Below are 24,719 nucleotides of genomic sequence, written 5' to 3'. Positions count from 1 at the left end.
CGACGCCGCCAACCCTGGCTGGTCCCGGAGCGTGCTTCGGCTACTGCGAGATGCGGCGGCTCGCGCGGCCGTTGTGGAGGTGCGTCGCCTTGCCAGCACCGTCGTCGCCAACGAACTCGTACTGCGGGGTGGTCACGCCGTCGACGGTGAGCGAGAGCACGGTGTCGCCCCGCCAGTGCACGAGCTCAGCCGGCTCCGGCTTCGGGCCGATTTCCGCGAAGATTCCCTGCAGCTCATGCGTGATCCAGATGCGCCCGTCATCGTCCTGCGAGACGTGAATGTCTGCGGCCTGCGACCGGTAGGTGCCGACGTAGCGCGACGCGTCAATGCGGCTAGCGTCGGCTGGCGGTGTCGGAGCGGGGTGCGGTGCGATCCCGGTGAGGCGATCCACCGCGGGCAACACGAGGTCGGTGTAGAGCCCCTGCCCACTTCCGCCGTTCGTGAGGAGGGCGACCGCGACGCCGTGGTCGGGGAACACGCGGAAGAACGCGGCCTGTCCGAGCGTCCCGCCGTTGTGCCCGATCGCCCTGCCACCAGCCCAGTCGAAGATGCGCCAGCCGAGCCCCCACCCGTCGCGGCCGGTTCCGAGCACGGGAAGCTTGACCTGTTCCTCCTGCATCGCGGCGACGCTCGCGGCGCTGAGGATCTGGGTGCCGTCTGGGCCGACGCCGCCGTTCAAGTGCAGCTTCGCGAAGCCAAGCAGGTTCTCAGCGCTCATGCCAAAGATCGAGCCCGCTGGGGCGTGGGCCCGAATCAGTGACCACTCGCTGGCTGGTTGCGGTTCGCCGCCAGCCTCACGAGTGAGGTGGCCGAGCGCTGCGCGGAAGCGGATCGCCTCCGCCGCGCTCGTCGCAGCACGGTCGAGCTGGAGCGGAGTGATGAGGTGCTCGCGGAGGCTGACGTCGTAGCGGGTGCCCCGCACAACCTCGACGAGTCGGCCGAGCACCGCGAAGGCGGCGTTGTTGTAGGAGAACATCTCACCGGGTGCGAACAGCTGAGGGATGTCGCTGAGTACCTCGACGAAGCGCTCGACTGCGTCTTCGCCCTGGGTGGTCGCGGTGAACACATCGCCCTCGAAGCCGGAGGTGTGGCTGAGGAGCTGACGGACGGTGATGCGGGTCGCCGCCTGCTCGTCGGCGAGTGCGAACTCTGGCATGTAGCGCTGCAGCGGAGCGTCGAGCTCAACGAGCCCCTCGTCAACGAGCTGCATGACGAGGGAGGCCGTCCATACCTTGGTGATGGAACCGATCTGGAATACCGAATCCGGTGTCGCCTCAACGCCCGTGAGCTTGTTGAGCACACCGCTCGCTGTCGTGAAGATCTCGTCGCCGCTGAGCACCGCGATGGAGGCCGCTGGAACGCGGTGCTTGCGGAGGAGTTCTGGCAGCTGCTCTGCAATCCAAGCGCCAACCTGATCCAGTGATTCCGTCATTGGTATCCTCCCCATCGAGAAATGCGACCCGTCCGCGGATAGCGGCTGTATCGATCCTATGGTCTGCAACGCAGGGGTTCTTGTGCGCTGGCGCTAACAGATTGCGCGGCCTTCGTTCGATGCGACAGTCGCGCGGCGAGCCGGCCGGCGTCAGGTTCAAATCGTTGCACGCCGGACGAAACGCTCACCGTAGACTCAGGGCCATGACGCACTCAGCCGTTGCCGCGCGGTCGGCACGCGCCGTGTTCCGCTCGGGCGCGGCACTCCTGGCGCTCGCACTCATCGTCGGAACCGCTGGCTGCGCCGATGAGCCGGAGCAAGACGCGCCCGCTCCGCCAGCGCCAGTAAAACCCCAGGAACCGCAGGAGGAGCCCGAGCAGGTGGTCACGCCGCAGCCAGGCCTTGGCCCAGCCTGCCCAACCGATCACTGCGTGAGCATCGCGTTTGCTGGCGACTTCCTGTTCCACCCCGGGCTGTGGCGGCCGTTCGCGATTCCGACAACGGAAGAGGGCCACAACTTCGATTTCCTTCCGCTCCTCGACGGCGCGAAGCAGTACCTCGACGCGAGTGATCTTGCGATCTACCAGCAGGAGACCCCGCTCGCCGCGCCGGGCGGCCCGTACGCGGGGTTTCCCCTGTTCAGCACGCCACCAGAGGTTGCGGTTGCGGCGAAAGCGATCGGGTTTGACGTTGCGACGACGGCCTCGAACCACAGCGTCGATATGGGCACCGAGGGCCTCGTGCGCACGCTCGACACCCTCGAGGCCGCCGGGCTCGAGCACACCGGGACGTACCGGGAAGAGGGCGAACGCGACGTGCCCCTCATCGTCGAAGCGAACGGTGTGAGGATCGCGGTCATCACCTCGACATACGGGCTCAACGGCAACTTCAGCGAGTTCGATTGGCAGGTGGATTTCAGCGGAACCGACTTCGACCTCGATATCGAACGGTCGATCGCGAAGGCGAAGACCGCGCGCGAACTCGGCGCCGACATCGTTATCGGCGTGCAGCACAACGGCGCAGAATACTGGTCGCAGCCGACCACCGAACAGACCGCCGATGCGCACGCGCTCATGGACTCAGGCGAGTTCGACTTCATGTACTCGAATCACACGCACTCGATCCAGCCGTTCGAGATGCACAACGGCAAGTGGATCCACTACGGCACAGGTAATTTCGTGAGCGAGAGCGCGCCGCCGGCGAACCGCGTGAACAACGAGTTCCTGCTCTCGCGGGTGCAGTTTGCGCAGCACCCAGATGGCTCGTGGGAGGCCGTGGATCTCGCCTGGGCTGCCGCGACGAACCTGCAGAACCAGGGCTACCGGTGGTGCTCGGTCGCGAGCGATGCGCCGCAGGGCGTGTGCCAGTGGCCAGAGTTCGACGCCGACGTGCGCGAGCGCACACGGGCGACGGTCGAATCGCTCGGCGCTGCCGAGCATGGCCTACACGAGTGGCTCATCACCGAAGAATGATGCGCCGCCGCTAGGCGAGCAGCATGAGCGCGCCCGGTTCAACACGCACCTCGAACGGGCCCGTACCCACCTGCTCCCCGTCAGAGAACGCGATCTCGTCTGCAGCGTCGATCCGCACCCGTTCGACCCGGGTGATCGTCACCTCGGGCAGGCGTTCGTGCCGTGCCCGCGCGAGGAGGAGGAGCACCCGAAGCAGCCGCAGCTTCGGGCCGTCAGCAATCTCGACAATGTCGAGCGAGCCGTCGTGCACGGAGGCGAGCGGCGCGAGCCGGATGCCGCCGCCGATCGCCCGCGTGTTCATCACCGTCGCGATTACCCCCATGAACGACCGCTCGCGGTCGCCAGAGCGCACGGTGAAGCGGCGCCCGCGGAGCACGGGGAGCTCCGCAAGCAACGCGAGGTGGTAGCGAAGCGGCCCGAGCGGGAGGCGGATCGCGTTGGCGCGCCGGTTGACCGCCGCGTCGAGCCCGATGGAGAGCGCGCCGGCGAACCAGTGCTCCGCGGTGCCTGGGCGCTCGACCACACCGAGATCCACTGCGAGCGGCGCACCCTCCGCGGCGAGCACCCGCGCGACGGCGGCCGCCGGGCTGCTGGGGAGGTTGAACTGGCGGGCGAAGTCGTTGCCGCTGCCTGCGGGAACCACGCCGATCGGCAGCGCTCTCGCCTCAGCGACCTGGAGCACGAGGCCAATGAGCCCGTCGCCGCCGACGAGCACGAGCCCGCGGAGGCCATCGGCGCATGCCGCGCGCACCTTCGCCTGACAGTCTGCGCCGTCGGTGCCGGTGATCTCAATCGCGTGCACCCCTGCCGACGCAAACTCGGCGAGCACCACCTTCGCGACTCGAGCACCCCGGCCGAGCGCTGACCTCGGATTTACCACCACGCCGTACGGCGCTTCATTGCGCATGAACAACCCCTGACAGCTCAGAAAGAGCTAGTGCTTGAGCGGATACGTTTCGACACCGAGGATGCCCGCGCCCGGTCGGGTGCGGGAGAAGTGAAAGACCGAAAATCCGGCTGGCGGGAGGCGAGCCGCGTCCTCGACGTACTCGCCAGGCAGACTACCACTTGCCAACATGAGTTCGCGAGCAAGATCGGGTAGCACTGGTAGGTGGCTGCACACGACTGTCGAGCGGCCGCGCTTCACGATCTTCCCAATGAGCCTGCGGGTCGCGGTGAGGTCGCCCCTGTCCCAGAAATCCTGGCTCAGGCAATCGCGTTCCCGCACATCCTTGCCGATGCGCTCCGCGAGGGGCGCAACGGTGGCGAGGCACCGCGTCGCGGTGGAGGAGTAGATTCGGCGCGGAGCGAAGCTGCGAAGGATCGGCGCGAGCGTGTGCGCCTGGCGTTCGCCGCTTGGGGTGAGCGGGCGGAGGTAATCCTCCGCTGCTTCTTCGCCGCGTGCCGTTGCCTTCGCGTGCCGCAACAGCGTGACCGAAAACGTGTCGAGGAGGCCGGGGGCTGCGAGCTTGAGGAAGACGTCGAACAGTTCGCGGTCGGCCTCGTAGCTGAGGAGGTCGCGTGCCGCGGCGACCGGCACCCACTCGAGTGCTTGCACCTCGGAGTTTGGCTTGAACGTCGAAGCGAGCGCCATTTTTGCTGTGACTTCGGCAGCCCAGTACTGCACGATCTTCGCGTTGCCGCCTGGCAGCTCGTAGTGGATCGTGCCGAGGGTCGCTCCGAGCCTCACCCGCAGGCCTGTCTCCTCACGGGTCTCGCGCACCGCAGCCTCCGGCATGCTCTCGCCTGCGTCGAGTTTGCCCTTCGGGAAGGAGATGTCCCGCTGCTTTCTCCTGTGGATGAGCAGCACCATGAGTTCCTCTGCGCCGGCAGGGGTGAGTACGCGCCGCCACGGGATCGTGCCCGCGGCAAAGATCTGTTTCGTCACGAAGTTACCGTGCTCTCCTCGCCTGGGTGCGGTCTGTCATCACGAGATCCTGCAGGTCGGGGAGCGGCTCGCCCTCTTCGCTGACGACGCGGCGCTGCCACGATCCGTCGGGGAGCATGCGCCACGACGAGACGTCGTCGCTGAACGCGAAGCCGAAGAACCGGTCAACGCGCGCGAGATGTTCGCGCTCGGCGAGGCTCACGAGCACCTCGATGCGCCGATCGAGGTTGCGGTGCATGAGGTCGGCGCTGCCGATGAACACGTCTCGCTCGCCGTCGTTCTCGAACGAGTAAATTCGTGAGTGTTCGAGGTAGCGTCCGAGTACGGAACGCACGCGGATGTTCTCGGATAGCCCTGGGACGCCCGCGCGGATCGAGCAGATGCCACGCACCCAGACGTCGACGGGAACACCGGCCTGACTCGCGCGGTACAGCGCATCGATGATGGCCTCATCAACCATGGAGTTCGCTTTCAAGCGGATACCGCTTGGCCGGCCAGCCCTGGCATGCTCCGCTTCGCGCTCGATCCGCTCGAGCAGCCCGCTGCGCAGCTGCAGGGGCGCGACGAGGAGCCGGTCGTAGTCGGTTTCGATCGCGTACCCGGAGAGCACGTTGAACAGCTTCGTGACGTCGCGGCCGATCTCGGAGGACGTCGTGAAGAGCCCGAAGTCCTCATAGATTCGGCTTGTCTTCGGGTTGTAATTGCCCGTACCGATGTGGCAGTAGTGGGTGAGCTTTCCGCTCTCCTCACGAATCACCTGCACGAGCTTGCAGTGCGTCTTCAGCCCGACGATGCCGTAGACGACGTGCACCCCGGCCTGTTCGAGCTTGCGAGCCCAGGTGATGTTCGCTTCCTCGTCGAAGCGTGCCTTCACCTCGACGAGCGCGAGCACCTGCTTGCCTGCCTCGGCAGCCTTGATGAGCGAGGCAACGATGGGGCTGTCGCCCGACGTGCGATACAGGGTCTGCTTGATCGCAAGCACGTCTGGGTCGGTGGCCGCCTGCTCAATGAAGGCCTGCACGCTGGTCGCAAACGATTCGTACGGGTGATGCACGAGCACCTCACGCCTGGCGATCGCAGCGAACATGTCTGGCTTATCGCTCGGCGAACTCGTGCGAAACGCCGGGTGCGTGACGGGGATGTGCGGCTGGTACTTGAGGTCTGGCCGGCGCAGGCTCGCAAGCCCGAACAGCCCCGAAAGGTCGAGCGGCGCCGGAAGCGTGTAGACCTGCTCTTCGTCGATGTCGAATTCGCGGATGAGGAGGTCGAGCGTTGCCTCGTCCATGTCGTCGGAGATTTCGAGGCGGATCGGCGGGCCGAAGCGACGGCGCAGCAGCTCCTTCTCGAGCGCCTGGATGAGGTTCTCTGTCTCGTCTTCCTCGATCTCAACGTCCTCGTTGCGGGTGACGCGGAAGACGTGGTCGTCGATAACCTTCATGCCGGGAAAGAGCCCGTCGAGCTGGTTCGCGATGAGCTCTTCGAGCGCGATGAAGCGAACGTTGTCGTCGGACTCGCGGCGATCCACACGCACGTAACGGGGGATCATCTGCGGCACCTTCAGGCGCGCGAATTCGATCTTGTCGGTGTTCGGGTTGTGCACCCTGATCGACAGGTTGAGCGCGCGGCCCGAAATGTAGGGGAAGGGGTGCGCAGGGTCGACGGCGAGCGGCATGAGCACGGGGTAGATGCGCTGCTCGTAGTAATTGGTGAGGATCTCGCGGTCGGCATCGTCGAGGGCCTCCCACTCGACGATGTGGATCCCGGCGTCAGCGAGTTGCGGCTTGACCTTCTCCGCGAAGCAGCGAGCGTGCCGCAGCTGCAGCTCGGAGGCGGTGCGGTTGATCTCAGCGAGCACCTCGGTCGGGGCGCGCCCGACGTTCGTCGGAACCGCAAGCCCTGTGACGATGCGGCGCTTCAGGCCGGCAACGCGGACCATGAAGAACTCGTCGAGGTTCGTCGCGAAAATGGAGAGGAACTTCGCTCGCTCAAGCAGCGGAACGGTTTCGTCTTCCGCGAGCTCGAGGACGCGCTGGTTGAACGCGAGCCAGCTGAGTTCGCGGTCGATGTACCGATCGGCGGGCAAAGCCCCGTCATCGACGATGGTGATCTCGCGGGTCTCTTCGCTCATGGTTCTATTCTGGCACCTAGTGTCCGGCTGGGCCGCGCCATTGTGTGCTTCGTGAATCGACGGTAAACCCCGCGGCCTCGTACATGCGGACGGCCCGCTCGTTCTCGCCGTCGACGTAGAGCGTCACCTTGGAAGGCCCGTGCTGCGCCATCCGCGCAAGCGTCACCTCAAGCAGCGCCCTGCCAAGACCCCGCCCAGCGTGCTCAGGGTCAACGCCGATCGCGTACAGCTCCGTCTCAACGAGCTCCCCGTCGCGTACCGTCTTTACCCAGGTGAAACCAGCCAGCTGCGTGCTGTTCACCGACGCGAGCAACAGCAGGTCCGACGCGTCGAACCACGACTCCTCGCGCATGAGGGCGAAGTCCGCGAGCGTCACTCGTCCCTGCTCAGGGTGGCTCGCAAACGCTCTGGCGTTCACGGCAACCCACGCGCTCGCATCGTCGGGGGCATCGGGGGTGGCCTCGCGATCCGTATCGAATGTTCGCAACGCGAACCCCTCGGGCAGCGCGACGCTCATGGGGTCACTGCCAGCCGCCGGCAGCAGCGCCGGATCCAGCGCCATCCGAAACAGTGAACGCACCGGGCGAAAACCTGCGCCGCTGAGCAGCGCCGTCGCCGCTGGGTTGACGCCGTGCGCCCAGGCAAGCAACCCGGGCTCCCCGCCTGCAGCACCAGCGGCCGCCGCGTGCCGCTCGAGCAGCGCGTGCAGCGCTGCGGTTCCCACCCCAGCCCCGCGCGCGGCGGGATCCACAACGAGGTCGAGCTCGCCCTGGCCGAGTACACCGACGGCCACCGGCTCGCCAGCAGCGTGGCCGCTGTCTGCCGCGCGAGAAATCAGCAGCAGCTCGCGCTGGCCCTGCGCCGCAGCGAGCAACGCCTGGTCGGAGACCGGCGGAACCCTGTCGCTACGTTCCGCGCGTTCGATGATCGGGGTTGCGTGCTCGGCCGAGCCCGCCTCAAGGATGACACCGCTCACACTGTCCCGACTGTCTGCCCGCATCCCGTGCTCCTATCTCTTACCGCTTGTTCGTGACGGCTAACCCTGGCTGCCACGCGCGAAGCCGTAGCCGACCCCGCGCACCGTACTAATGAGCAACTCGTGCTCTCCGAGCTTCGCGCGGAGCCGCCGCACGTGCACGTCGACCGTGCGCGCGCCGCCAAAATAGTCGGTACCCCACACCTCCGTGAGGAGCTGTTCGCGCGTGAAGACCCGTGCCGGGTGAAGCGCAAGGAAGTGCAGCAGCTCAAACTCTTTGTAGGTGAGATCGAGAGTGCGCCCGTGCACCGTCGCGATGAAGTTCGACTCATCAATCTCCACGCCAGACACTTCCACGGCTGCACCTGCACCGGTTGGCGCGCCAGCCGTGTGAGCCGCGGCGAGCAGCTTCAGCCGCGCGTCGATCTCGGCTGGGCTTGCCTCAGGGGTGAGGAAATCGGCGACGCCCCACTCAGGGGAGAGCGCGGCGAGCGCTGCGTCGCGCAGAATCGCGACGCGCGGCAGCCGGGTGCGCTCGCTGAGGGCGAGTGCTGCGGCGCGGGCAGCCCGCGGGTCGCGCGTGCCGTCAAGCAGGATGGCGTCTGCCGGATGCGTCGCCCCCTCCTGCGCGAGTGCGGCCTGCAGCGGAGACGCAATGCTCGCAATCGATACCTCGTGCGGAAGCACGTCGAGCGAGGGCAGCGGTGTCAGCTGAGTGTGCGGCGGCGGATCGCTGAGCGTTCCTGAGCCGCGCTGCGGCTGCCGCCCGTCGTCGCGGTTGCCGGCGAAATCAGCCGCGGTGAGGAGCAGTAGGTGCATGGCTGACCTCCCGAACTGTCTAGGGGTTCATCTTACTGGGGCGGCAACTGCGGCAGTGTGGGAAGATATGTAAATGAGTGCAAGTGAAACGAGCGAGGTCACGCGAGTGTCTTGGCACCTGCCGCGCCTCATCATCGCGTGGGGTGTTGCCGTGGTGTTCGGAGTGCTCGTGACGGTGTTGGTCGACGGCGCACGTTTCCAGTGGCTCACGCTCGCCGTCGGCGTGTCGACGCTTGTCACCTTCGCGCTCCAGCTCGGCACCGCCCAGCGTGAGGGCTTCATCAGTCGCCTCGCGTTTAGTATCGCCGGCTCCGTGGTGATTATCGCGGTGATCGACATCTTCGGCACGCTCATCCGCTAGCTCCAGCAAGAGTTGCTAGACTGGAGCCATGCTTATGGCTCTTGAACTCTTCTTCCTTGGCCTTCTTGGTCTCGCGGGCGTCGCGATCGCTTGGGTCTCCGGCGCCGTTATTTACAATCTCTTCAAGGGTCAGCGCTAGTCGCTCGCTCCCTCATGTCGAGCCCGTTCCTCACACTGCCTGGGGCGGTCGGGGAGCCAGTCGCGCTCCACTACGGCTCGCCAGTCGCCGAACAGCGCGCCCTCGACGCGGGTAACGCTGTCGTCGATCTCTCGCATCGCGGCATCATCACCGTCGGCGGCGTTGACCGCCTGAGCTGGCTGAACTCGATGACGAGTCAGCAGCTCCTCGGGCTCGCCCCCGGCGTGGCAACCGAGACGCTGCTGCTTGACCCGAATGGCAGAATCCAACACGCAATCCGCGTTGTCGACGATGGCGAGACCGCCTGGTTGCTCGTCGACGAGGACTCTGCCGAGTCTCTCGCCACATACCTCAACCGCATGCGATTCGCGCTGCGCGTCGTCGTCGAGGACGTTTCAGAGCGGTTCGCAGCGGTACTCGCGTTCGAGGGCGGGAGCGCAACGACCGCGTTGCGCGCGCTCGAGCCCGTTGTCGAATGGGCCGACCCGTGGGCTGAGGTCGCGCGCGGCGGCACCCAGTACGCGCACGGCGAGCACGCTGGTGCCGACTGGAGCGCCGTACAGTTTGTCTTCCCGGCCGCTGCGTTGGCTGCCGTCTCGCGCGCCGCCGCACCGGCTGGCCTGATGGCGCTCGACGCGCTCGAGATTCGTGCGTGGCGCCCATCCCGCGCCGCCGACGTCGACGACCGGGCGATCCCACACGAGTTTGATTGGTTGCGCAGCGCGGTTCACCTCACCAAGGGGTGCTACCGCGGGCAGGAGACCGTCGCGAAGGTGCACAACCTCGGCCACCCGCCACGACGGCTTGTCTTGCTCCACCTCGATGGCTCGGAGGGCGAACTGCCCATCGCCGGCGCGCTCGTCTTCCGAGAGGGTGAGGCCGCGGATCCCGATGCGCGACCCGTCGGGCGAATCACCCGCGCAGCGCTCCACCACGAGTGGGGTGGCATCGCGCTCGCACTGCTGAAGCGATCGGTGCCCGGCGATCTCACGCTCGCGGTTCGGAGCGGATCAGCGGCAGCTGACCCGCAGGCGCCCGTGGCCGGTGCCATCGCCGCCGCCCAGGAGATGATCGTGCCGACGGATGCTGGCGCGACGCGGAACATTCCGAAGCTTAAGCGACTGTAGCGAGCAACCCTCACGCGTTCGGGGAGAACCTCGCTAAGCTGGAAACATGACCAACACGTTGATCCTGCTCCGTCACGGCCAGAGCGAATGGAACGAAAAGAACCTGTTCACCGGATGGGTCGATGTTCGACTCACTGAGCGCGGGCGTGGCGAGGCGGCGGCTGCCGGCAAGCTGCTCAAGGAATCGGGGCTGCTCCCCGACGTGCTCTTCACCTCGCTGCTGAGCCGGGCGATCCAGACATCGAACCTCGCGCTCGAAAGCGCCGATCGCATGTGGATCCCCGTCGAGCGTTCGTGGCGACTGAACGAGCGCCACTACGGTGCACTGCAGGGCCTCGACAAGGCTGAGACGCTGCAGAAGTACGGCGAGGAGCAGTTCATGGAGTGGCGTCGCTCGTACGACACCCCTCCGCCAGCGCTCGACGATGCGAGCGAGTGGTCGCAGGCGAACGATGAGCGCTACGCAGCTATTGACGGCGAAGCACCGCGTACCGAGTGCCTGAGCGACGTCGTTGCCCGCATGGTTCCGTACTGGGAGGGCAACATTCTCCCCGAGCTGAACTCCGGCAAGACGGTACTCGTCACCGCGCACGGGAACTCGCTGCGCGCACTCGTGAAGCACCTCGAGGGCATCTCCGACGCAGACATCGCCGCGCTGAACATCCCAACAGGAATGCCGCTCGTCTACGAAATCAACGACGACGGAACCCCAACGGGTGCCGGACGTTACCTCGACCCTGAAGCAGCAGCTGCCGGTGCAGCAGCTGTCGCAGCACAGGGCAAGTAACCCCCAAGCGAAAAGTTCTGGCCGTCTCAGTTAACTGAGGCGGCCAGAACTTTTGGTGCTGGTGAGTCGGAGACGACTAGCTGTCGTCGTCCTCCTCCTCGGAGTCCTCGTCATCGACGTTGTACTTGTCGGCAAGGTCTGCCCAACGTTCCTCGTCGGAGACGTGCCCCGAAGCGAGCTCTCGCTCAAGCTCCGAGTAGTTGGTAGCTGGACTGAAATACTTCAGCTCCCGAGCGACTTTAGTGTGTTTTGCCTTCTGACGGCCGCGCCCCATGCGTGACCCCCTTACACATTTCGGGCCCCGCAGGATATTCTCCCGCGAGGCAGTACTCAATACAACATGGACGTATGGGCATGATCTTAGCACGTTGGGAACCGGTGTTTGCGGCGCTAACATGAGGTTATGAGATCGTCCGCACCTCGCCGTTCAGTAAAGCGCACTGTTCTGCTCATAGTGCTCGCACTTTCGCTCATTATTCTTGGCGTAGTCGCTGCGATTATTGTCCCGATCCTTACGCACTCAAACACGGGCAGTTCCGGCCAGGCCATCCCAGACGGATTCGTCTCGGAGTCGACGGCGGCTGGCGCAGACGGCAGAACGCGGGCGCTTGAGGTGACAAACGTTGACGGCAGCCCGGCTGAGCTTGACTCGCTCACACCAAGCGATGAGCTCGTGGTGAGCGGCGAAGGCTTCGATGCCGGTCTCGGCATATACGTGGGGTTCTGTGCGGTGCCGGAGTCCGCTGAGGTGAAGCCCGGCCCGTGTCTTGGCGGAATTCCGGAGGGCGCAGAGACCGGCGAAGCCGCCGCAACGGAGGCGCTTTCGAGCGCGTGGATCACCAACGATTGGGCCTGGCGGGCGTTCGCTACGCAGGGCTACGACGACGCTGCTCGGGGCAGCTTCTCCGTGCGGCTCACGGTCCCTGAGCCCACGGTCGAGGGGCTCGATTGCACCGTGACGCGCTGCGCAATCGCAACGCGTTCAGACCACACGGCGATGAAGGATCGCGTGCAAGACATGCTCCTTCCGTTTGCTTTCCGCTAGGCCGAAGCTGCTCGGTCGCGGCACGCTTGGGCGCTGGCGTGGCGTGCTGCGCGTGCATTGGCCCGCTCCCTAAGCCGGCCGCAGAAGTCAGCTGAGAATCTTCCGTGAGTGGAATGCGCTCCGGGCGCGTCACGCGTATTCAGCGTGGCTGGAGACGTTCGCAGCAGCTACCCGGCGAAGGCGAGCGGAGCGATCACGAGCTCCGCGATCGTAAAGATCGTGAGCCCGGCGAGCGAACCGATAACCGTGCCGTTGATGCGGATGAACTGGAGATCCTTGCCGACCTGCAACTCGATCTTCTCGGCGGCTTCCTTCGCGTCCCAGCGCTGCACGGTGTCGGACACCACCTGTGCGAGATCGTGGCGGTAGGTGTGCACGAGGTACTCGACGATCTTCATCACCCACACGTCGATCTTGTACTGCAGCGTCGCGTCCTCCTCGAGCTTCCGCCCGAAGTCGGTCACTGCAGCGGTGATGCGTTCGCGCAGTTCGCTCTCCGGATCCTCGAGCATCTCGACGATCGCTGCACGAGCTGTCTGCCAGGTACTCGCGGCCAGCGAGCGGATCCGCGGGCTGTCGAACACCTCGCGCTTGAACGACTCGAGCTGCTCCTGCAGCGACTCCTGCTCCTGCAGGTCACGGGAGAGGTCGTGGAGGAACTTCGTGATGGCGATGCGCGCCGGATGCTCCGGGTCAGCGGAGACGTTCTCGAGGAACTTCACGGCCTCCGTGTGTAGCCGCTGATCGACAAACTTCTCGACGATGCTCGGCATCCACTGGGGCAGCCGCGAGGAAATGACGTTGTCGAACGCCTGCGGATGCTGCACGAGCCACAGCCTGACGCGGTTCGCGGCGAGATCGACGAGGGACTCGTGGTGGCCGCCAGAGATGAAGGACTCGGTTGCGCGGCCGAGCAGCGGGCCCCATTCGGGGTCGATGACGTGTCTGCGGGCGAGCGACTCGATGAGGTCTTGGACGTCGCGGTCGTCGAGTACGGTGAGCGCCCCGAGGCCAATGCCGGCAGCCATGTCGCTGACGCGCTTCGCGTTTCCCGTTTCGCGCAGCCATGACCCGGCCATGCGTGCCCCGCTGATTTGGGAGAGCTTGTCGTGGACGACCTCGTCCGCGAGGAAGTTCTCCTCGATGAAGGATCCGAGACCCTCACCAATCTCGTCCTTCTTGTTCGCGATGAGGTTCGTGTGCGGGATCGGCACGCCGAGCGGGTGTCGGAACAGCGCGGTGACGGCGAACCAGTCGGCGAGCGCACCGACCATGCCGCCCTCGCTCGCGGCTCGGACGTAGCCAAACCACGGGATCCGCTCTTGGAGAATAAAGGCAACGACAAACAGCACTGCCATGAAGATGAGGAGCCCGACTGCGATCCCCTGCATGCGTCTGAGCGCGTGCAAACGGTCGAAGTCGGCTGGGGTGACGGCTCCGAGCGTACGTCGGTTGAACTGTGGCACCCCTCCATTATGCGACCTGAGGTATCCCGGTGACGCTATCAGTCAGCCATGAGATAATTCAGACCATGCAATTTCTTACAGTGCTCAGCCTCAAAAACCGGGCACTCATTGCGCTCGTAACCGTTGTTGCAGCCGTCTTCGGGTTCCTCGGAATGTCCTCGCTCAAGCAGGAACTCATGCCGTCCGTGGAGTTTCCGGCTATCGCGGTCATCACAACGTACCCGGGTGCCTCGCCAGACGTAGTGAACAACGACGTATCCGGCCCCGTCGAGACCGCGCTCAGGGGTGTGCCGAAGCTCGAGAGCACAACGGCAACGTCCAACACCGGCATGTCCGTTGTGCTCGCCCAGTTCACGTACGGCGTTGATATCGCTGCGACCGAACAAAAGGTCGAACGCGCCGTCAGCCGCATTTCGCAAATGCTGCCAGACACCGCCGACACCCAGGTGGTCGCAGGCAGCGTCGACGACCTCCCCGTGATTCAAATCGCGGTAGCGCCGGCAAACGGGGATGACCCCGAAGAGGCCGCAAAGCTGATCGAGCGCATCGCCGTGCCCGAGATCGGGGAGCTGGACGGGGTCCGCGAAGCTCAGCTCTCAGGCGCCAGGGGCGACCGCGTCACCATCGTGCCGAACGAGGACAAGCTCAGCGACACCGGCATCAGTCAGCAACGAATCACAGACGTACTGCAGCAGAGCGGCGTGCTCATCGCGGGCGGAACCGTCGATGACGACAAGAACACGCTCGCGGTGCAGCTCGGATCGGAGCTCAACTCTGCCGAGGACATCGCCGCGCTCCCGATCCCGCTGAGCGCCGACGAGTTCATGGCGTACCAGCAGGCGCTCCAGGCGCAGCAGCAGCTCGCAGAGCAGGCGGCGCAGGGCCAGACCCCAGGGGGCGCGCAACTGCCGCAGACGCTGCCGCCAGGGCAGCCAGAGGCAGGGCAGCCAGAGGCAGAGCAGGCAGAGGCGCCTCAGCCGCCCAAGGTCGTCACCATTGGCGACGTCGCAACGGTCTCGCTCGAAGCCAACCCGGTGACGAGCATTTCGCGCATCAACGGCGAACCAGCCCTCACCATCGCCGTGACGAAGATGTCCCAGGCGAACACCGTCGAGGTGTCCCACCTCGTGCAAGAAAAGATCTCCGAGCTCTCGAGCCAACTCGGCGGAGCATCGCTCACCGTGATCTTCGATCAGGCACCGTACGTCGAGCAGTCCATCGAGTCGCTCACGACGGAGGGCCTGCTCGGGCTCCTCTTCGCGGTGCTCGTGATCCTGGTCTTCCTGATGTCGGTGCGCGCAACACTCGTCACCGCAATCTCAATCCCGACCTCGGTTCTGCTCGCATTCGTTGGCCTGAACTTCGCCGACTACACGCTGAACATGCTCACGCTCGGCGCGCTCACTATTTCGATTGGCCGCGTCGTCGACGACTCCATCGTGGTCATTGAGAACATCAAGCGGCACCTGGTCGAGGGTGAAGACCGCGGCGCGGCGATCCTGCGCGCAGTCCGCGAGGTCGCGGGCGCGATCACGGCCGCAACGATCACGACGGTCGCAGTGTTCCTTCCGATGGCATTCGTCAGCGGCATGGTTGGCGAGCTGTTCAGGCCGTTCGCGTTCACCGTGTCGATTGCGCTCGCAGCTTCGCTGCTCGTATCGCTCACCATCGTGCCGGTGCTCGCTTACTGGTTCCTCAAACCAGAGGCGCGCAAGGCGAAGGACGCCGGTGGTGAGGACGCATCGCTCCGTACCAACTGGCTCGCCCGCGGGTACCGCCCGATCATCGATTGGACGCTCGGCAAGCCAGCGATCACCCTCCTGCTTGCCGTGCTCGTGCTCGGCGGAACCGTGCTCGCTACGCCGCTCATGAAGACAACGTTCATGAGCGAAGATGAGCAGAACTCGGTCGGCCTCACGCAGACGCTCACGCCTGGCGTGAGCCTCGAAGAGCAGCTCTCCCAGGCCGAGCAGGTCGAGGACGCACTCGCAGGTCTCGACGCCGTAGAGACGGTTCAGGTCACGATCGGCTCAGGCGACAGCGGGATGGCCGCAATGTTCGGCGGGGGCAGCGACGGCGCCATCAGCTACTCGCTCACGCTCGACCCCGACGCGGACCAGGCTCAGGCAAAGGACGATATCCGGGCTGCCGTTGGCAAGCTCGACGGTGCGGGAGAGTTCGCGATCGGCCAGGCCGGTGGCGGCATGTCGATGTCGAGCGCGATCCAGGTGAACGTCACCGCACCAGACCAGGAGACGCTCGCGAGCGCGAGCGACAGCATTGTTGCGGCGCTGAAGCAGCAGGACGGCCTCGAACAGATCGAGAGCGACCTCGCGATGTCGCGGCCGTACGTGCGCGTCACGGTCGATCGCCAGAAGGCCGCAGACGCAGGCCTGAGCGAGGCCGCGGTCGGCGGCATGGCAGCGAAGAGCATGCAGCCAAGCCAGGTTGGGCGCATCACGATCGAGAACTCGACCGTGAACGTGTACCTCGACCTCGGCACTGCGCCGGCCGATCTCGACGGCGTGAAGGCGCTCGAGCTGCAGACCGCCACAGGCGAGAAGCGCCTCGACGAGCTCGCGACCGTTGAGGTCGCAGACGGCCCGGTGACCGTCCGCACCGAGAACAACGTCCGCATGGTCACTGTGTCGGCGCTGCCAAAGGGCGACGACCTCGGAGCGGCAGGCGTGCAGGTCACAGCCGCGCTTGACTCCGTTGATCTCCCCGCTGGCGCCTCGGCGAGCATCGGTGGCGTCATGGCGCAGCAGGAGGAAGCGTTCGAGCAGCTCGGCATCGCACTGCTCGCAGCGATCCTCATCGTCTACGTGGTCATGGTTGCAACGTTCCGCAGCCTGCTCCAGCCGCTGCTGCTGCTCGTCTCGGTGCCGTTCGCGGCTACCGGCGCGCTGCTGCTGCTCATCGCAACGGGGATCCCACTCGGCGTCGCCTCGCTCATCGGCGTGCTCATGCTCGTCGGTATCGTCGTGACGAACGCGATCGTGCTCATTGACCTCGTCAACCAGTATCGAGAACGCGGCGACGCGCTACGCGACGCTGTCCTGCACGGGTCGCTGCAGCGTCTCAGGCCGATCGTGATGACCGCGCTCGCGACGATTCTCGCGCTCACCCCGATGGCGCTCGGCGTCACCGGAAAGGGCGGGTTCATCTCGCAGCCGCTCGCCGTCGTCGTGATCGGCGGACTGCTGTCTTCGACGGTGCTCACGCTTGTCGTGCTGCCGACGCTGTACTACCTTGTCGAGCGCAAGCGCGAGGAATGGCGTGATCGGCGCCAGGCACGCGCTGCGAAGAAGCGCGCAGGCGCGCTCGCTCCCGCTGCGGCCGGCGCGGTCGCTTCCGGCCACGATGGCGCGCTGCACGCTGGCGCACCGGAAGCGTGGCCGGGGGAGCAGGGCTCTGTCAGCCACGATCCCGAGCACGGCATCACGCCAGGCGCCACGGCGTCGGACGCTTCGGAACAGTCACCTGCGGACGGCGAGTCCGCAAGCGGTGCAGCCCCGGTCGCTGGCGACGCGTCTGTGGCTCGTGAGGAATCGGTGGCTGTTGAGAAATCCGTGGCTGGCGAGCAGTCTGTGACTGGTGCGGAATCCGTCGCGAGTGCTGCGCCCCCGGTGCACGTAGAGCCCTCAGCTCCCGCGGAGCCCGCCGTGCCCGCCGTGCCCGCGGAGCCTTTCGTGCCCGCAGAGCCCGACGTGCCAGTCGTGCCCGCAGAGCCCGACGTACCCGAGGAGCCGACGGCTCCACCGGTCTCGTGGAGCCCAACGCGCGCCAACAGGCCGTGGAGCGCTTCGCGTGACGCCGGCAATGAAGACGACAACGAAAACGACACTGAAGGCGACGCGGGGCACGAGCCCCGAGGACTCTAACTCATGGCCCAGAAGAAGCGGCGGGGCTTCAAAGCCCCCGCGAACTACGATCCGAATCGCACGCGCGCGCCCAAACGAAAGTACGGTGGCGCGCCTGACGGTTCGGCGCGTCAAGCGAACCGCGACGAGGGCGCTGACCGGGGCGACCGGTCGGACAGGGTTGATCCGCACGGCCGCGCACCCCGTGGCGGCCGTACTGCCGCTGGCGGCCGTGGTGACCGCACGGGCGGCGCCGCGGGCGAGCGCCGAGACGCACAAGGAAGGGGATTCGCGGTAGATACGCCGAATTCCCGCAAATCTGGCAGAGATAACGTCGATCCCAGAGCTTCTGCCGGGGGACAGCGCGGCGAGCGAGGCGAGCGCGGCGAGGCCGGCCAGCGCGGCGAGCGCGACCACGGGCGCGACCAGCAGGCGAGCAGAGGCGGAGCGGAGCGAGGCGCGAAGCGGATCCGTCCGGTCGGCGAACGCCCACAGAAGTACACGGCGAAGCTGTGGACGGCCGAAGACGCCGCGGGCAGATCGTTCAAGGAGCTCGGCCTCGGCGGCAACATCGTACGGACCCTCGGTGAGCTCGGCGCAGATTCACCCTTCCCGATCCAGGTTGCGACGATTCCCGACGCAATTCAGGGCCGCGATGTGCTCGGGCGGGCCGAGACGGGCTCCGGCAAGACCATCGCCTTCGGCGCTGCCCTCGTGGAACGTCTCCTCGTGTTGAAGGCGCAGGGAAAGCTCGGAGAGAGCACCTCGAAGAAGTTCAAACAGCCAAAGCGTGGCGAGCGTTCTGCACGCGGTGAGCGCACCCCGACGCGCAACCCGAAGGCGCTCATTCTCGCGCCGACCCGCGAGCTCGCGTTGCAGATCGACCGCACGGTGCAACCACTCGCCCGTGCCGTCGGCTTCTACACCGCGCAGCTCGTCGGTGGGGTACCCATCGAGCCTCAGGTACACGCCCTCGAGCGCGGCATCGACATCGTGATTGGTACACCGGGTCGCATCCGCGACCTCGTAGAGCGGCGAAAGCTCGACCTGCGAGAGGTGCAGGTTTCGGTGATCGACGAGGCTGATCACCTGTGCGAGCTCGGCTTCCTTGAGGAGACGCAGTGGACGCTGCGGCAGACCGAACGGGAGGGGCAGCGCATGCTCTTCTCGGCGACACTCGACCGCGACGTCGAGCAGCTCGTTGCCGAGTTCCTTGTGGATCCGGCCGCGCACGAGATCGAGCGCGCGGAGTCAACGGTGCCGCACCGCGTGTACATGGTCATGCGTGAGGACAAGGAAGCGGCAATTCTTGAATTCGCCAGTATTCCGGGCCGCATCATGCTGTTCTGCCGCACCCGCGCGTCGGCGGAGAGCGTCACCGAGTTGCTCGAGGGGGCTGGTATCTCTGCGACTTCGCTGCACGGAAACCTGAGTCAGGCCCGCCGCGAAATCAACCTCAAGCAGTTCTCAACCGGTAAGGCTCGGGTGCTCGTCGCCACAGACGTCGCCGCGCGCGGCATTCACATCGACGACGTCGACGCCGTCGTGCAGCTCGATCCGCCGCAGGAGGCGAAGACGTTCGTGCATCGCTCCGGTCGTACCGGCCGCGCAGGCCGCGGTGGTCAGGTTGTGACGCTCATTCCGCGGACCTGGCAGAAGCGCACGCGCGAGATGCTTGACGAGGCAGGCATCGAGCCGCTCGTGTTCGATGCGTTCGAGCCGAAGCAGCGGGGACGCTCCACCCCGAACAAATAGAGATAACTGCCAGAGAACCCATCTCCAGATTGTAGGGATATCACAACGTCTGTCGAGGCGCGCTCGGGACAGATTGTCGAGTGCACCGCGAACGCTTGAGGCTTCTGCCGACCCGGCATACTCTGACTCCATACCCAGGGCACAGCGGTGAGCTGCTGATCCGCGCGATCAAGGTTCGTCTCTGCCACCGCCGTCAGGATCGAATTGGAGATATCGATGGCTCATCCCACCCCCCGCCTCAACGTTCAGCAGGTGAGCGATGCGCTCCTCGGCAAGTGGAAGGCAGAGCGCCTGCAGTCGCGCGAGCTCGTGCGCACCAGCCCGAGCCTGCACACGATCCCGGGCCAGCCGATGGATGAGCATCGCATTCGCGTGCTCAATCAGCTGCACGAGCTGGTTGACGCAGGCGCCATCCAGCGCGCGTTCCCCGCATCGCTCGGGGGCCAGGACAACCACGGCGGCAACGTCGCGGCGTTCCAGGAGCTCGTGCTCGCCGACCCGTCGATGCAGATCAAGGGCGGCGTGCAGTGGGGGCTCTTTGGCTCGGCAATTCTGCACCTCGGCAACCAGACGCACCACGAAAAGTGGTTGCCAGACGTGATGAGCCTCAAGCTGCCCGGCGCGTTCGCGATGACCGAGATCGGCCACGGCTCCGACGTCGCCTCGATCGGCACGACCGCGACGTACGACGTCGACGCCGAAGAGTTCGAGATCCACACACCGTTCAAGGGTGCCTGGAAGGACTACCTCGGCAACGCGGCCCTGCACGGGCAGGCCGCCGTCGTGTTCGCACAACTCATCACGCGCGGCGTGAACCACGGCGTGCACGCGTTCTTCGTGCCGATCCGCACGCCAGAGGGCGAACTGCTGCCCGGTGTTGGCAGCGAGGACGACGGCGTCAAAGGTGGGCTCAACGGCATCGACAACGGTCGGCTGCACTTCACGAACGTCAGAATCCCGCGCGAGAACCTGCTCAACCGCTACGGCAACGTCGCGGTAGATGGCAGCTACACGTCAGACATCGAGAGCCCTGGCCGGCGCTTCTTCACGATGATCGGCACGCTCGTGCAGGGCCGCGTCTCGCTGGACGGCTCCGCGGTCCGCGCGATGCAGGCAGCGCTTTCCATCGCGATCCGCTACGGCACCCAGCGCCGCCAGTTCCCTGGCGCATCCGGCCGCGAGACCGTGCTCATGGATTACGGTCAGCACCAGCGCAGACTGCTCCCGCGACTCGCTGAGACCTACGCCATGGCCTTCGCCCACGAGCGGCTGCTCACCGTCTTCGACGAGGTGTTCTCCGGCGCGAAAGACACCGACGAGAACCGCGAGGATCTCGAGACGCTCGCAGCCGGCCTGAAGTCGCTGTCGACGTGGGCCGCGCTCGACACGCTTCAGGAAGCGCGGGAGGCCTGCGGTGGTGCGGGCTTCATCGCGAAGAACCGGCTCACCGGGCTCCGCGCTGACCTCGACATCTACGTCACCTTCGAGGGCGACAACACCATTCTGTTGCAGCTCGTCGGCAAGCGCCTGCTCACCGACTACGCGGCCCAGTTCAAGGACGGCGACAAGGCTGCCATCGCCCGCGCCGCAGCGAGCCAGCTTGGCGACCGGGTGAGCCGCTTCGGGCTCCGCCAGCTCGGCCAGAGCATCGCCGACCTCGGGCAGACCGCACGCTCGGTCGAGAGTTTCCGCTCGGCAGAAGCGCAGCGAGAGCTGCTCACCGACCGCGTCGAGACCATGGTTGCCGAGGTCGCCTCCGCGCTGCGCGACGCTGGGAAGGACGCGCCAAAGGAAGAGCGCGCCGCACGCAACGAGGACGCCTTCAACGCCCAGCAGCACAAGCTCATCGAGGCCGCACGCGCGCACGCCGAGCTGCTGCAGTGGGAGGCGTTCACCGAAGAGGTCGAGAAGTTCAGCGACCCGGACACGAAGCAGATCATGACCTGGCTGCGCGACCTCTTCGGCCTCACCGTGATCGAACGCAACATGACGTGGTACCTCGTGCACGGCCGGATGTCTGGCAAGCGTGCCGAGGCAGTGACCGCCTATGTAGACCGGCTGCTCGGCCGCATTCGTGAGCACGCACTCGAGCTCGTCGACGCGTTCGGCCTGGACGATGCTCTGCTCCGCGCCGAGATCGCCACTGGCATCGAGGAGGAGCGCCAGGAGGAGGCCCAGAACTACGTCGACGCGCAGCGCGCGGCAGGCACCTGGCCCGTCCACGAGAAGGAACTCCGGGCGAAGGCGAAGGCTGAGGCCAAGGCAGCCGAAAAGGCTGCTGCGCGGGCTTAGCCCCGACGCAGGAGGGGTGCGGCCGGTGCGGCCGCACCCCTCCTGCGTTGTGCGCCCGGCCGGCCGCTCCCAGAACTCGCTAGCCGAGCAGTGCTGCGACCCGAGCGATCATCGGGACGCCGCTCAGGGCGCCGCCGAGCCGGGCCACCTCGGCTATCGGGATGGCTGGCAGAGCTGCCGCCAGGCGGGCAACCTGCTCCGACTCGAGTGCGGCACGCTCATGGTCCGCCACCACAGTGGTTCGCCGATTGATGACGGTCGCGGCGAGCCGGATGCTGGAACTCGCGAGCTCGGAGGCGAGCTCGATCGTCTCAGACACGGGCACCGGCTCGGCGACGCTCACGGCGACGAACGCGGTGCGCTCCGGGTCAGTGAGAGCTGACTCAAGGTGCGCGAACCGTTCCCGCCGACGCGTGAGCGTGGCGGTCAGCGGGTGTTCGGCGGGCGCTCCGCTGCGTCCGCCCCCAGGCACCAGGCCCTGGAGTGCCTCGGCGAAGCGCTCGGAGCGGCCGCGGTTCTGCAGCAGCTGATCCACCCAGCCGCCCAACTGCGCCGGCAGGCTCAACAGCCTGAGCGTGTGCCCCGTCGGCGCGGTATCGAATACGATGGTGTCGTAGGTCGCTCCCTGCTCGATCGCGAGGTCGGCGATCCGCTCAAGGATCGCCGACTCGTGGCTCCCCGGGGCGTTCCTAGCGAGCTCAAGGTGGGCGGCAGCCTGGCCGTGCATGCGCTCGGGGAGCACGCCGCGCATCGTTGTCGATACCGCGGCAAGGTGTTGCGCGACCGTCGCTGCTGGATCGATTTCTACCGCAGTAACCTCGCCCGCGGCGAGCCTGGCCGCGGTCCGCGGCTCGTCACCGAATCGCTGCTCCCAGAGGTGGCCGAGGTTGTGCGCCGGGTCGGTGGAGACGAGGAGCACCCGTTCGCCTGCCTCGGCGCGCGCGTAGGCGAGGGCGGAGGCAATCGTGGTTTTCCCGACGCCACCCTTTCCGCCGACGAAGAGCAGCCGTTGAGTGCTGGTGGCGGCTAGCAGCATGAGACGTTTTCCAGCGGCGACCGTGGCATCCCCATGCGGCGGTGCCACGCATGGAAATCTTCGTAGAGGTATGGCATGAGCTCCATCGTGTAATAGGCGGCGGGGTCTGGCACGCCGAGTGCCTCGCCGAGCACGACGAGCGTGAAAAAGTCGTCCTCGGTGCGTTGTTCGCGGGCCAGCGTCTGCCGGTACGGGGCGTGGTAGAACTCGGTGAGTCCGTCACGGAATGCGCGCCAGCGCCGAGCGAGAGTTGCCGCTAGGCGCTGGCGCGCGCCGACTGTCTGCGCGGTCAGACCGTCTCCCTCACCGCGGTGAGACTCGCGTCAGCGTCGACAGGCTCCGGGGGCTCGAGCGCAGCCCTGCGCATGGCGAGAACGGCCTCGATGATCACCCAGATGCTCACGACGATGATGACGAGGTCGATTGCGAACAGCAGCCAGTCCGGGTTGTTGGGGTCCGCGAAGGTCGAGAGCTGCTCGATTGCCGCCCAGAACGACATCACGAACACGAACACGAGCGGGATCAGCGCCGGCCACGGCGAGGAGCGCTTGCGGATGAGCATGACCGCGAGGATCGACAGGGTGAGCGCAGCCATGAGCTGGTTCGTCGTGCCAAACAGCGGCCAGATTCGCAGGCCGCCCGAGCCGTCGAGGCCCTGCGAGAAGGTGAGGCCGAGACCGACGATGACGACGACCAGCGTTGCCGGCACCTTCCCGATCTTGATCTTCGCGGCCTCACCGATCTCCTGCACGACGAACCTGAGGAGGCGCATGCCTGTGTCCATGGTTGTTGCCGCGAAGAGCACCGCCATGGTGGCGAGCACGGTGGCAGAGAGCGACGCTGGCAGCCCGATCCCGTCTTGCATGAGCATTCCGCCGCCGTCGACGAATGCCTGCACGCCGCCAGCACCGAACTCGGAGTAGACGTTCTCCCACTCCGCGACGGTGCGGAAGCCTGCTACGACGGCGAGGATGGTTCCGAGCGAGAGGAGGCCCTCACCGACGGCCCCAAAGTAGCCGACGAAGCGGGCGTCGGTCTCCTTGTCGAGCTGCTTCGAGCTGGTACCGGAGGAGACCATGCCGTGGAATCCCGAGATGGCACCGCACGCAATCGTGACGAACAGCAGCGGCACGAGGGACGGTGTCCCGGCTGGCACGGCGTCGTTGATCATCGGGGCGACGACGTTGTGCTTGACGTCGGAGAAGATCGCGCCGACCAGGACGGCGCCGTACAGCAGGATGAGGCCAACGAACAGCTGCACGCCGTTGATGTAGTCGCGTGGCTGCAGCAGCACCCACACTGGCAGAAGGGAGGCGATCGCCCCATACACGAACAGGGCGACGATCCAGAAGGTGCCCGGGCTCATGCCGAGGGTTTGCTCGGGGAGCACGACGGGGAACATGTCGCCGAGGATGATGAGTCCGTAGAGGGTTACAACGCCGACGATGGTGATCGGCACGAGCGGCCATTTCATGCGGTACACGGCCACACCGACGAGCAGCGCGACGATGATCGCTCCCCACGTCGGGATCACGGCTGATGGGGTGCCGATGAGCAGGTTCTTGATGACGACTGCGAAGGCAGCGATGACCATGAGGAGGAGCAAGAAGATCACGACGAGGAAGAGATTCGCGCCGCGCTTGCCGATGTAGCGTCCGGAGAGCGCGCCGATGGAGCGGCCCTTGTTGCGTACCGACGCCCAGAGTGCGCCCATGTCGTGCATGCCGGCGAAGAAGACGGTTCCGAGCGTCACCCAGAGCAGGGCGGGGAGCCATCCCCAGATGACGGCGATTGCCGGGCCCACGATGGGAGCCGCGCCAGCGACGGAGGTGAAGTGGTGCCCCCACAGGATGAATTTGTTCGTCGGCACGTAGTCAACGCCATCGTTGAGTTCGTGGGCGGGGGTCTGGAAGTTTTCGTCGAGTTTGTAGACGCGTTTCGCGAGGTATTTCGAATAGACGAAAAACCCGAGGGCGAATATGACGAGGCCGATGAGCATCAGCACTACTGGACTCATGAGAGAGTGTTCCTTTCTGCACGAACATCACAGAGGTAGGAACAAGCAGAACGCTCTCCTCAATTGTCCAGAGGCAGCGCTGTCTCAGACCCGGCAAATGATGCTCGGAGGCGTAC

Annotated in this window: 19 protein-coding genes; 8 read left to right on the top strand and 11 right to left on the bottom strand. The window is 66.0% G+C overall.

Features of this window, described 5'->3' with window-relative positions:
• Positions 1–40: 40 nt before the first annotated feature.
• Positions 41–1,432, bottom strand: a complete 1,392-nt coding sequence (locus tag SD72_RS08975; protein ID WP_042544113.1) for a serine hydrolase domain-containing protein — start codon at positions 1,430–1,432, stop codon at positions 41–43.
• A gap of 203 nt (positions 1,433–1,635) precedes the next feature.
• Between SD72_RS08975 and SD72_RS08970 the strand changes: the two genes are divergently transcribed.
• Positions 1,636–2,904 carry a CapA family protein gene (locus SD72_RS08970; protein WP_084767036.1) on the top strand — a complete coding sequence of 423 codons (1,269 nt, stop codon included), beginning with the start codon at positions 1,636–1,638 and terminating at the stop codon, positions 2,902–2,904.
• A gap of 10 nt (positions 2,905–2,914) precedes the next feature.
• Here SD72_RS08970 and SD72_RS08965 read toward each other — a convergent pair whose 3' ends face one another.
• Genes SD72_RS08965 through SD72_RS08945 form a run of 5 tightly spaced genes read right to left on the bottom strand, consistent with a single transcriptional unit; the run spans position 2,915 to position 8,715 of the window.
• On the bottom strand, positions 2,915–3,811 hold the full coding sequence (locus SD72_RS08965; protein WP_042544149.1) for a diacylglycerol/lipid kinase family protein: 897 nt from the start codon (positions 3,809–3,811) through the stop codon (positions 2,915–2,917).
• Positions 3,812–3,838: 27 nt separating this feature from the next.
• Positions 3,839–4,792: an NUDIX hydrolase gene (locus SD72_RS08960; RefSeq protein ID WP_042544112.1), complete on the bottom strand. Its 954-nt coding sequence runs from the start codon at positions 4,790–4,792 to the stop codon at positions 3,839–3,841.
• Between the two features lie 4 nt (positions 4,793–4,796).
• Positions 4,797–6,920, bottom strand: a complete 2,124-nt coding sequence (locus tag SD72_RS08955; protein WP_042544111.1) for an RNA degradosome polyphosphate kinase — start codon at positions 6,918–6,920, stop codon at positions 4,797–4,799.
• A gap of 16 nt (positions 6,921–6,936) precedes the next feature.
• A complete protein-coding gene (gene mshD / locus SD72_RS08950; protein ID WP_052492574.1) occupies positions 6,937–7,920 on the bottom strand; it encodes a mycothiol synthase in 984 nt (327 codons plus the stop codon).
• A gap of 36 nt (positions 7,921–7,956) precedes the next feature.
• Positions 7,957–8,715 (bottom strand): response regulator transcription factor, encoded by a 759-nt coding sequence (locus SD72_RS08945; RefSeq protein ID WP_084767029.1) that lies wholly within the window; start codon positions 8,713–8,715, stop codon positions 7,957–7,959.
• Between the two features lie 73 nt (positions 8,716–8,788).
• Between SD72_RS08945 and SD72_RS08940 the strand changes: the two genes are divergently transcribed.
• The 3 genes from SD72_RS08940 (at position 8,789) to SD72_RS08925 (ending at position 11,129) form a co-directional block, all read left to right on the top strand.
• The gene (locus SD72_RS08940) at positions 8,789–9,076 is read left to right on the top strand and encodes a hypothetical protein (RefSeq protein ID WP_042544110.1); all 288 of its coding nucleotides are present in this window, start codon (positions 8,789–8,791) and stop codon (positions 9,074–9,076) included.
• 153 nt (positions 9,077–9,229) lie between these two features.
• On the top strand, positions 9,230–10,342 hold the full coding sequence (gene ygfZ / locus SD72_RS08930) for a CAF17-like 4Fe-4S cluster assembly/insertion protein YgfZ (protein ID WP_042544108.1): 1,113 nt from the start codon (positions 9,230–9,232) through the stop codon (positions 10,340–10,342).
• 46 nt (positions 10,343–10,388) lie between these two features.
• Positions 10,389–11,129, top strand: a complete 741-nt coding sequence (locus tag SD72_RS08925) for a phosphoglyceromutase (RefSeq protein WP_042544107.1) — start codon at positions 10,389–10,391, stop codon at positions 11,127–11,129.
• Between the two features lie 76 nt (positions 11,130–11,205).
• Here SD72_RS08925 and SD72_RS08920 read toward each other — a convergent pair whose 3' ends face one another.
• On the bottom strand, positions 11,206–11,403 hold the full coding sequence (locus SD72_RS08920; RefSeq protein WP_042544106.1) for a DUF3073 domain-containing protein: 198 nt from the start codon (positions 11,401–11,403) through the stop codon (positions 11,206–11,208).
• 129 nt (positions 11,404–11,532) lie between these two features.
• Between SD72_RS08920 and SD72_RS08915 the strand changes: the two genes are divergently transcribed.
• The gene (locus tag SD72_RS08915) at positions 11,533–12,174 is read left to right on the top strand and encodes a hypothetical protein (protein ID WP_042544105.1); all 642 of its coding nucleotides are present in this window, start codon (positions 11,533–11,535) and stop codon (positions 12,172–12,174) included.
• A 167-nt stretch (positions 12,175–12,341) separates the two neighbouring features.
• Here SD72_RS08915 and SD72_RS08910 read toward each other — a convergent pair whose 3' ends face one another.
• Positions 12,342–13,640, bottom strand: a complete 1,299-nt coding sequence (locus SD72_RS08910; protein ID WP_042544104.1) for a DUF445 domain-containing protein — start codon at positions 13,638–13,640, stop codon at positions 12,342–12,344.
• Positions 13,641–13,705: 65 nt separating this feature from the next.
• Here SD72_RS08910 and SD72_RS08905 point away from each other — a divergent pair, with 65 nt between their 5' ends.
• The 3 genes from SD72_RS08905 (at position 13,706) to SD72_RS08895 (ending at position 21,550) form a co-directional block, all read left to right on the top strand.
• Positions 13,706–17,524 (top strand): efflux RND transporter permease subunit, encoded by a 3,819-nt coding sequence (locus SD72_RS08905; protein WP_084767028.1) that lies wholly within the window; start codon positions 13,706–13,708, stop codon positions 17,522–17,524.
• Between the two features lie 3 nt (positions 17,525–17,527).
• Positions 17,528–19,258 (top strand): DEAD/DEAH box helicase, encoded by a 1,731-nt coding sequence (locus tag SD72_RS08900; protein ID WP_042544103.1) that lies wholly within the window; start codon positions 17,528–17,530, stop codon positions 19,256–19,258.
• A 216-nt stretch (positions 19,259–19,474) separates the two neighbouring features.
• A complete protein-coding gene (locus SD72_RS08895; RefSeq protein WP_042544102.1) occupies positions 19,475–21,550 on the top strand; it encodes an acyl-CoA dehydrogenase family protein in 2,076 nt (691 codons plus the stop codon).
• 79 nt (positions 21,551–21,629) lie between these two features.
• Here the strand turns inward: SD72_RS08895 and SD72_RS08890 are convergent, their stop codons facing one another.
• The 3 genes from SD72_RS08890 to SD72_RS08880 form a co-directional block, all read right to left on the bottom strand.
• Complete coding sequence (locus SD72_RS08890; protein WP_157000524.1) at positions 21,630–22,634, bottom strand: ArsA family ATPase; 1,005 nt, start codon at positions 22,632–22,634, stop codon at positions 21,630–21,632.
• The gene (locus tag SD72_RS18585; RefSeq protein ID WP_332307498.1) at positions 22,577–22,765 is read right to left on the bottom strand and encodes a cory-CC-star protein; all 189 of its coding nucleotides are present in this window, start codon (positions 22,763–22,765) and stop codon (positions 22,577–22,579) included. The genes SD72_RS08890 and SD72_RS18585 overlap by 58 nt, the downstream gene beginning before the upstream one ends.
• Positions 22,766–22,875: 110 nt before the next feature.
• Complete coding sequence (locus tag SD72_RS08880; protein ID WP_042544099.1) at positions 22,876–24,603, bottom strand: carbon starvation CstA family protein; 1,728 nt, start codon at positions 24,601–24,603, stop codon at positions 22,876–22,878.
• Positions 24,604–24,719 lie beyond the last annotated feature (116 nt).

It is taken from the genome of Leucobacter komagatae (assembly GCF_000834055.1).
In the GTDB taxonomy this organism is placed as follows: domain Bacteria; phylum Actinomycetota; class Actinomycetes; order Actinomycetales; family Microbacteriaceae; genus Leucobacter; species Leucobacter komagatae_A.
Note: the sequence above shows the minus strand (reverse complement) of the source record. Positions and strands in the feature narration are given on the sequence as shown.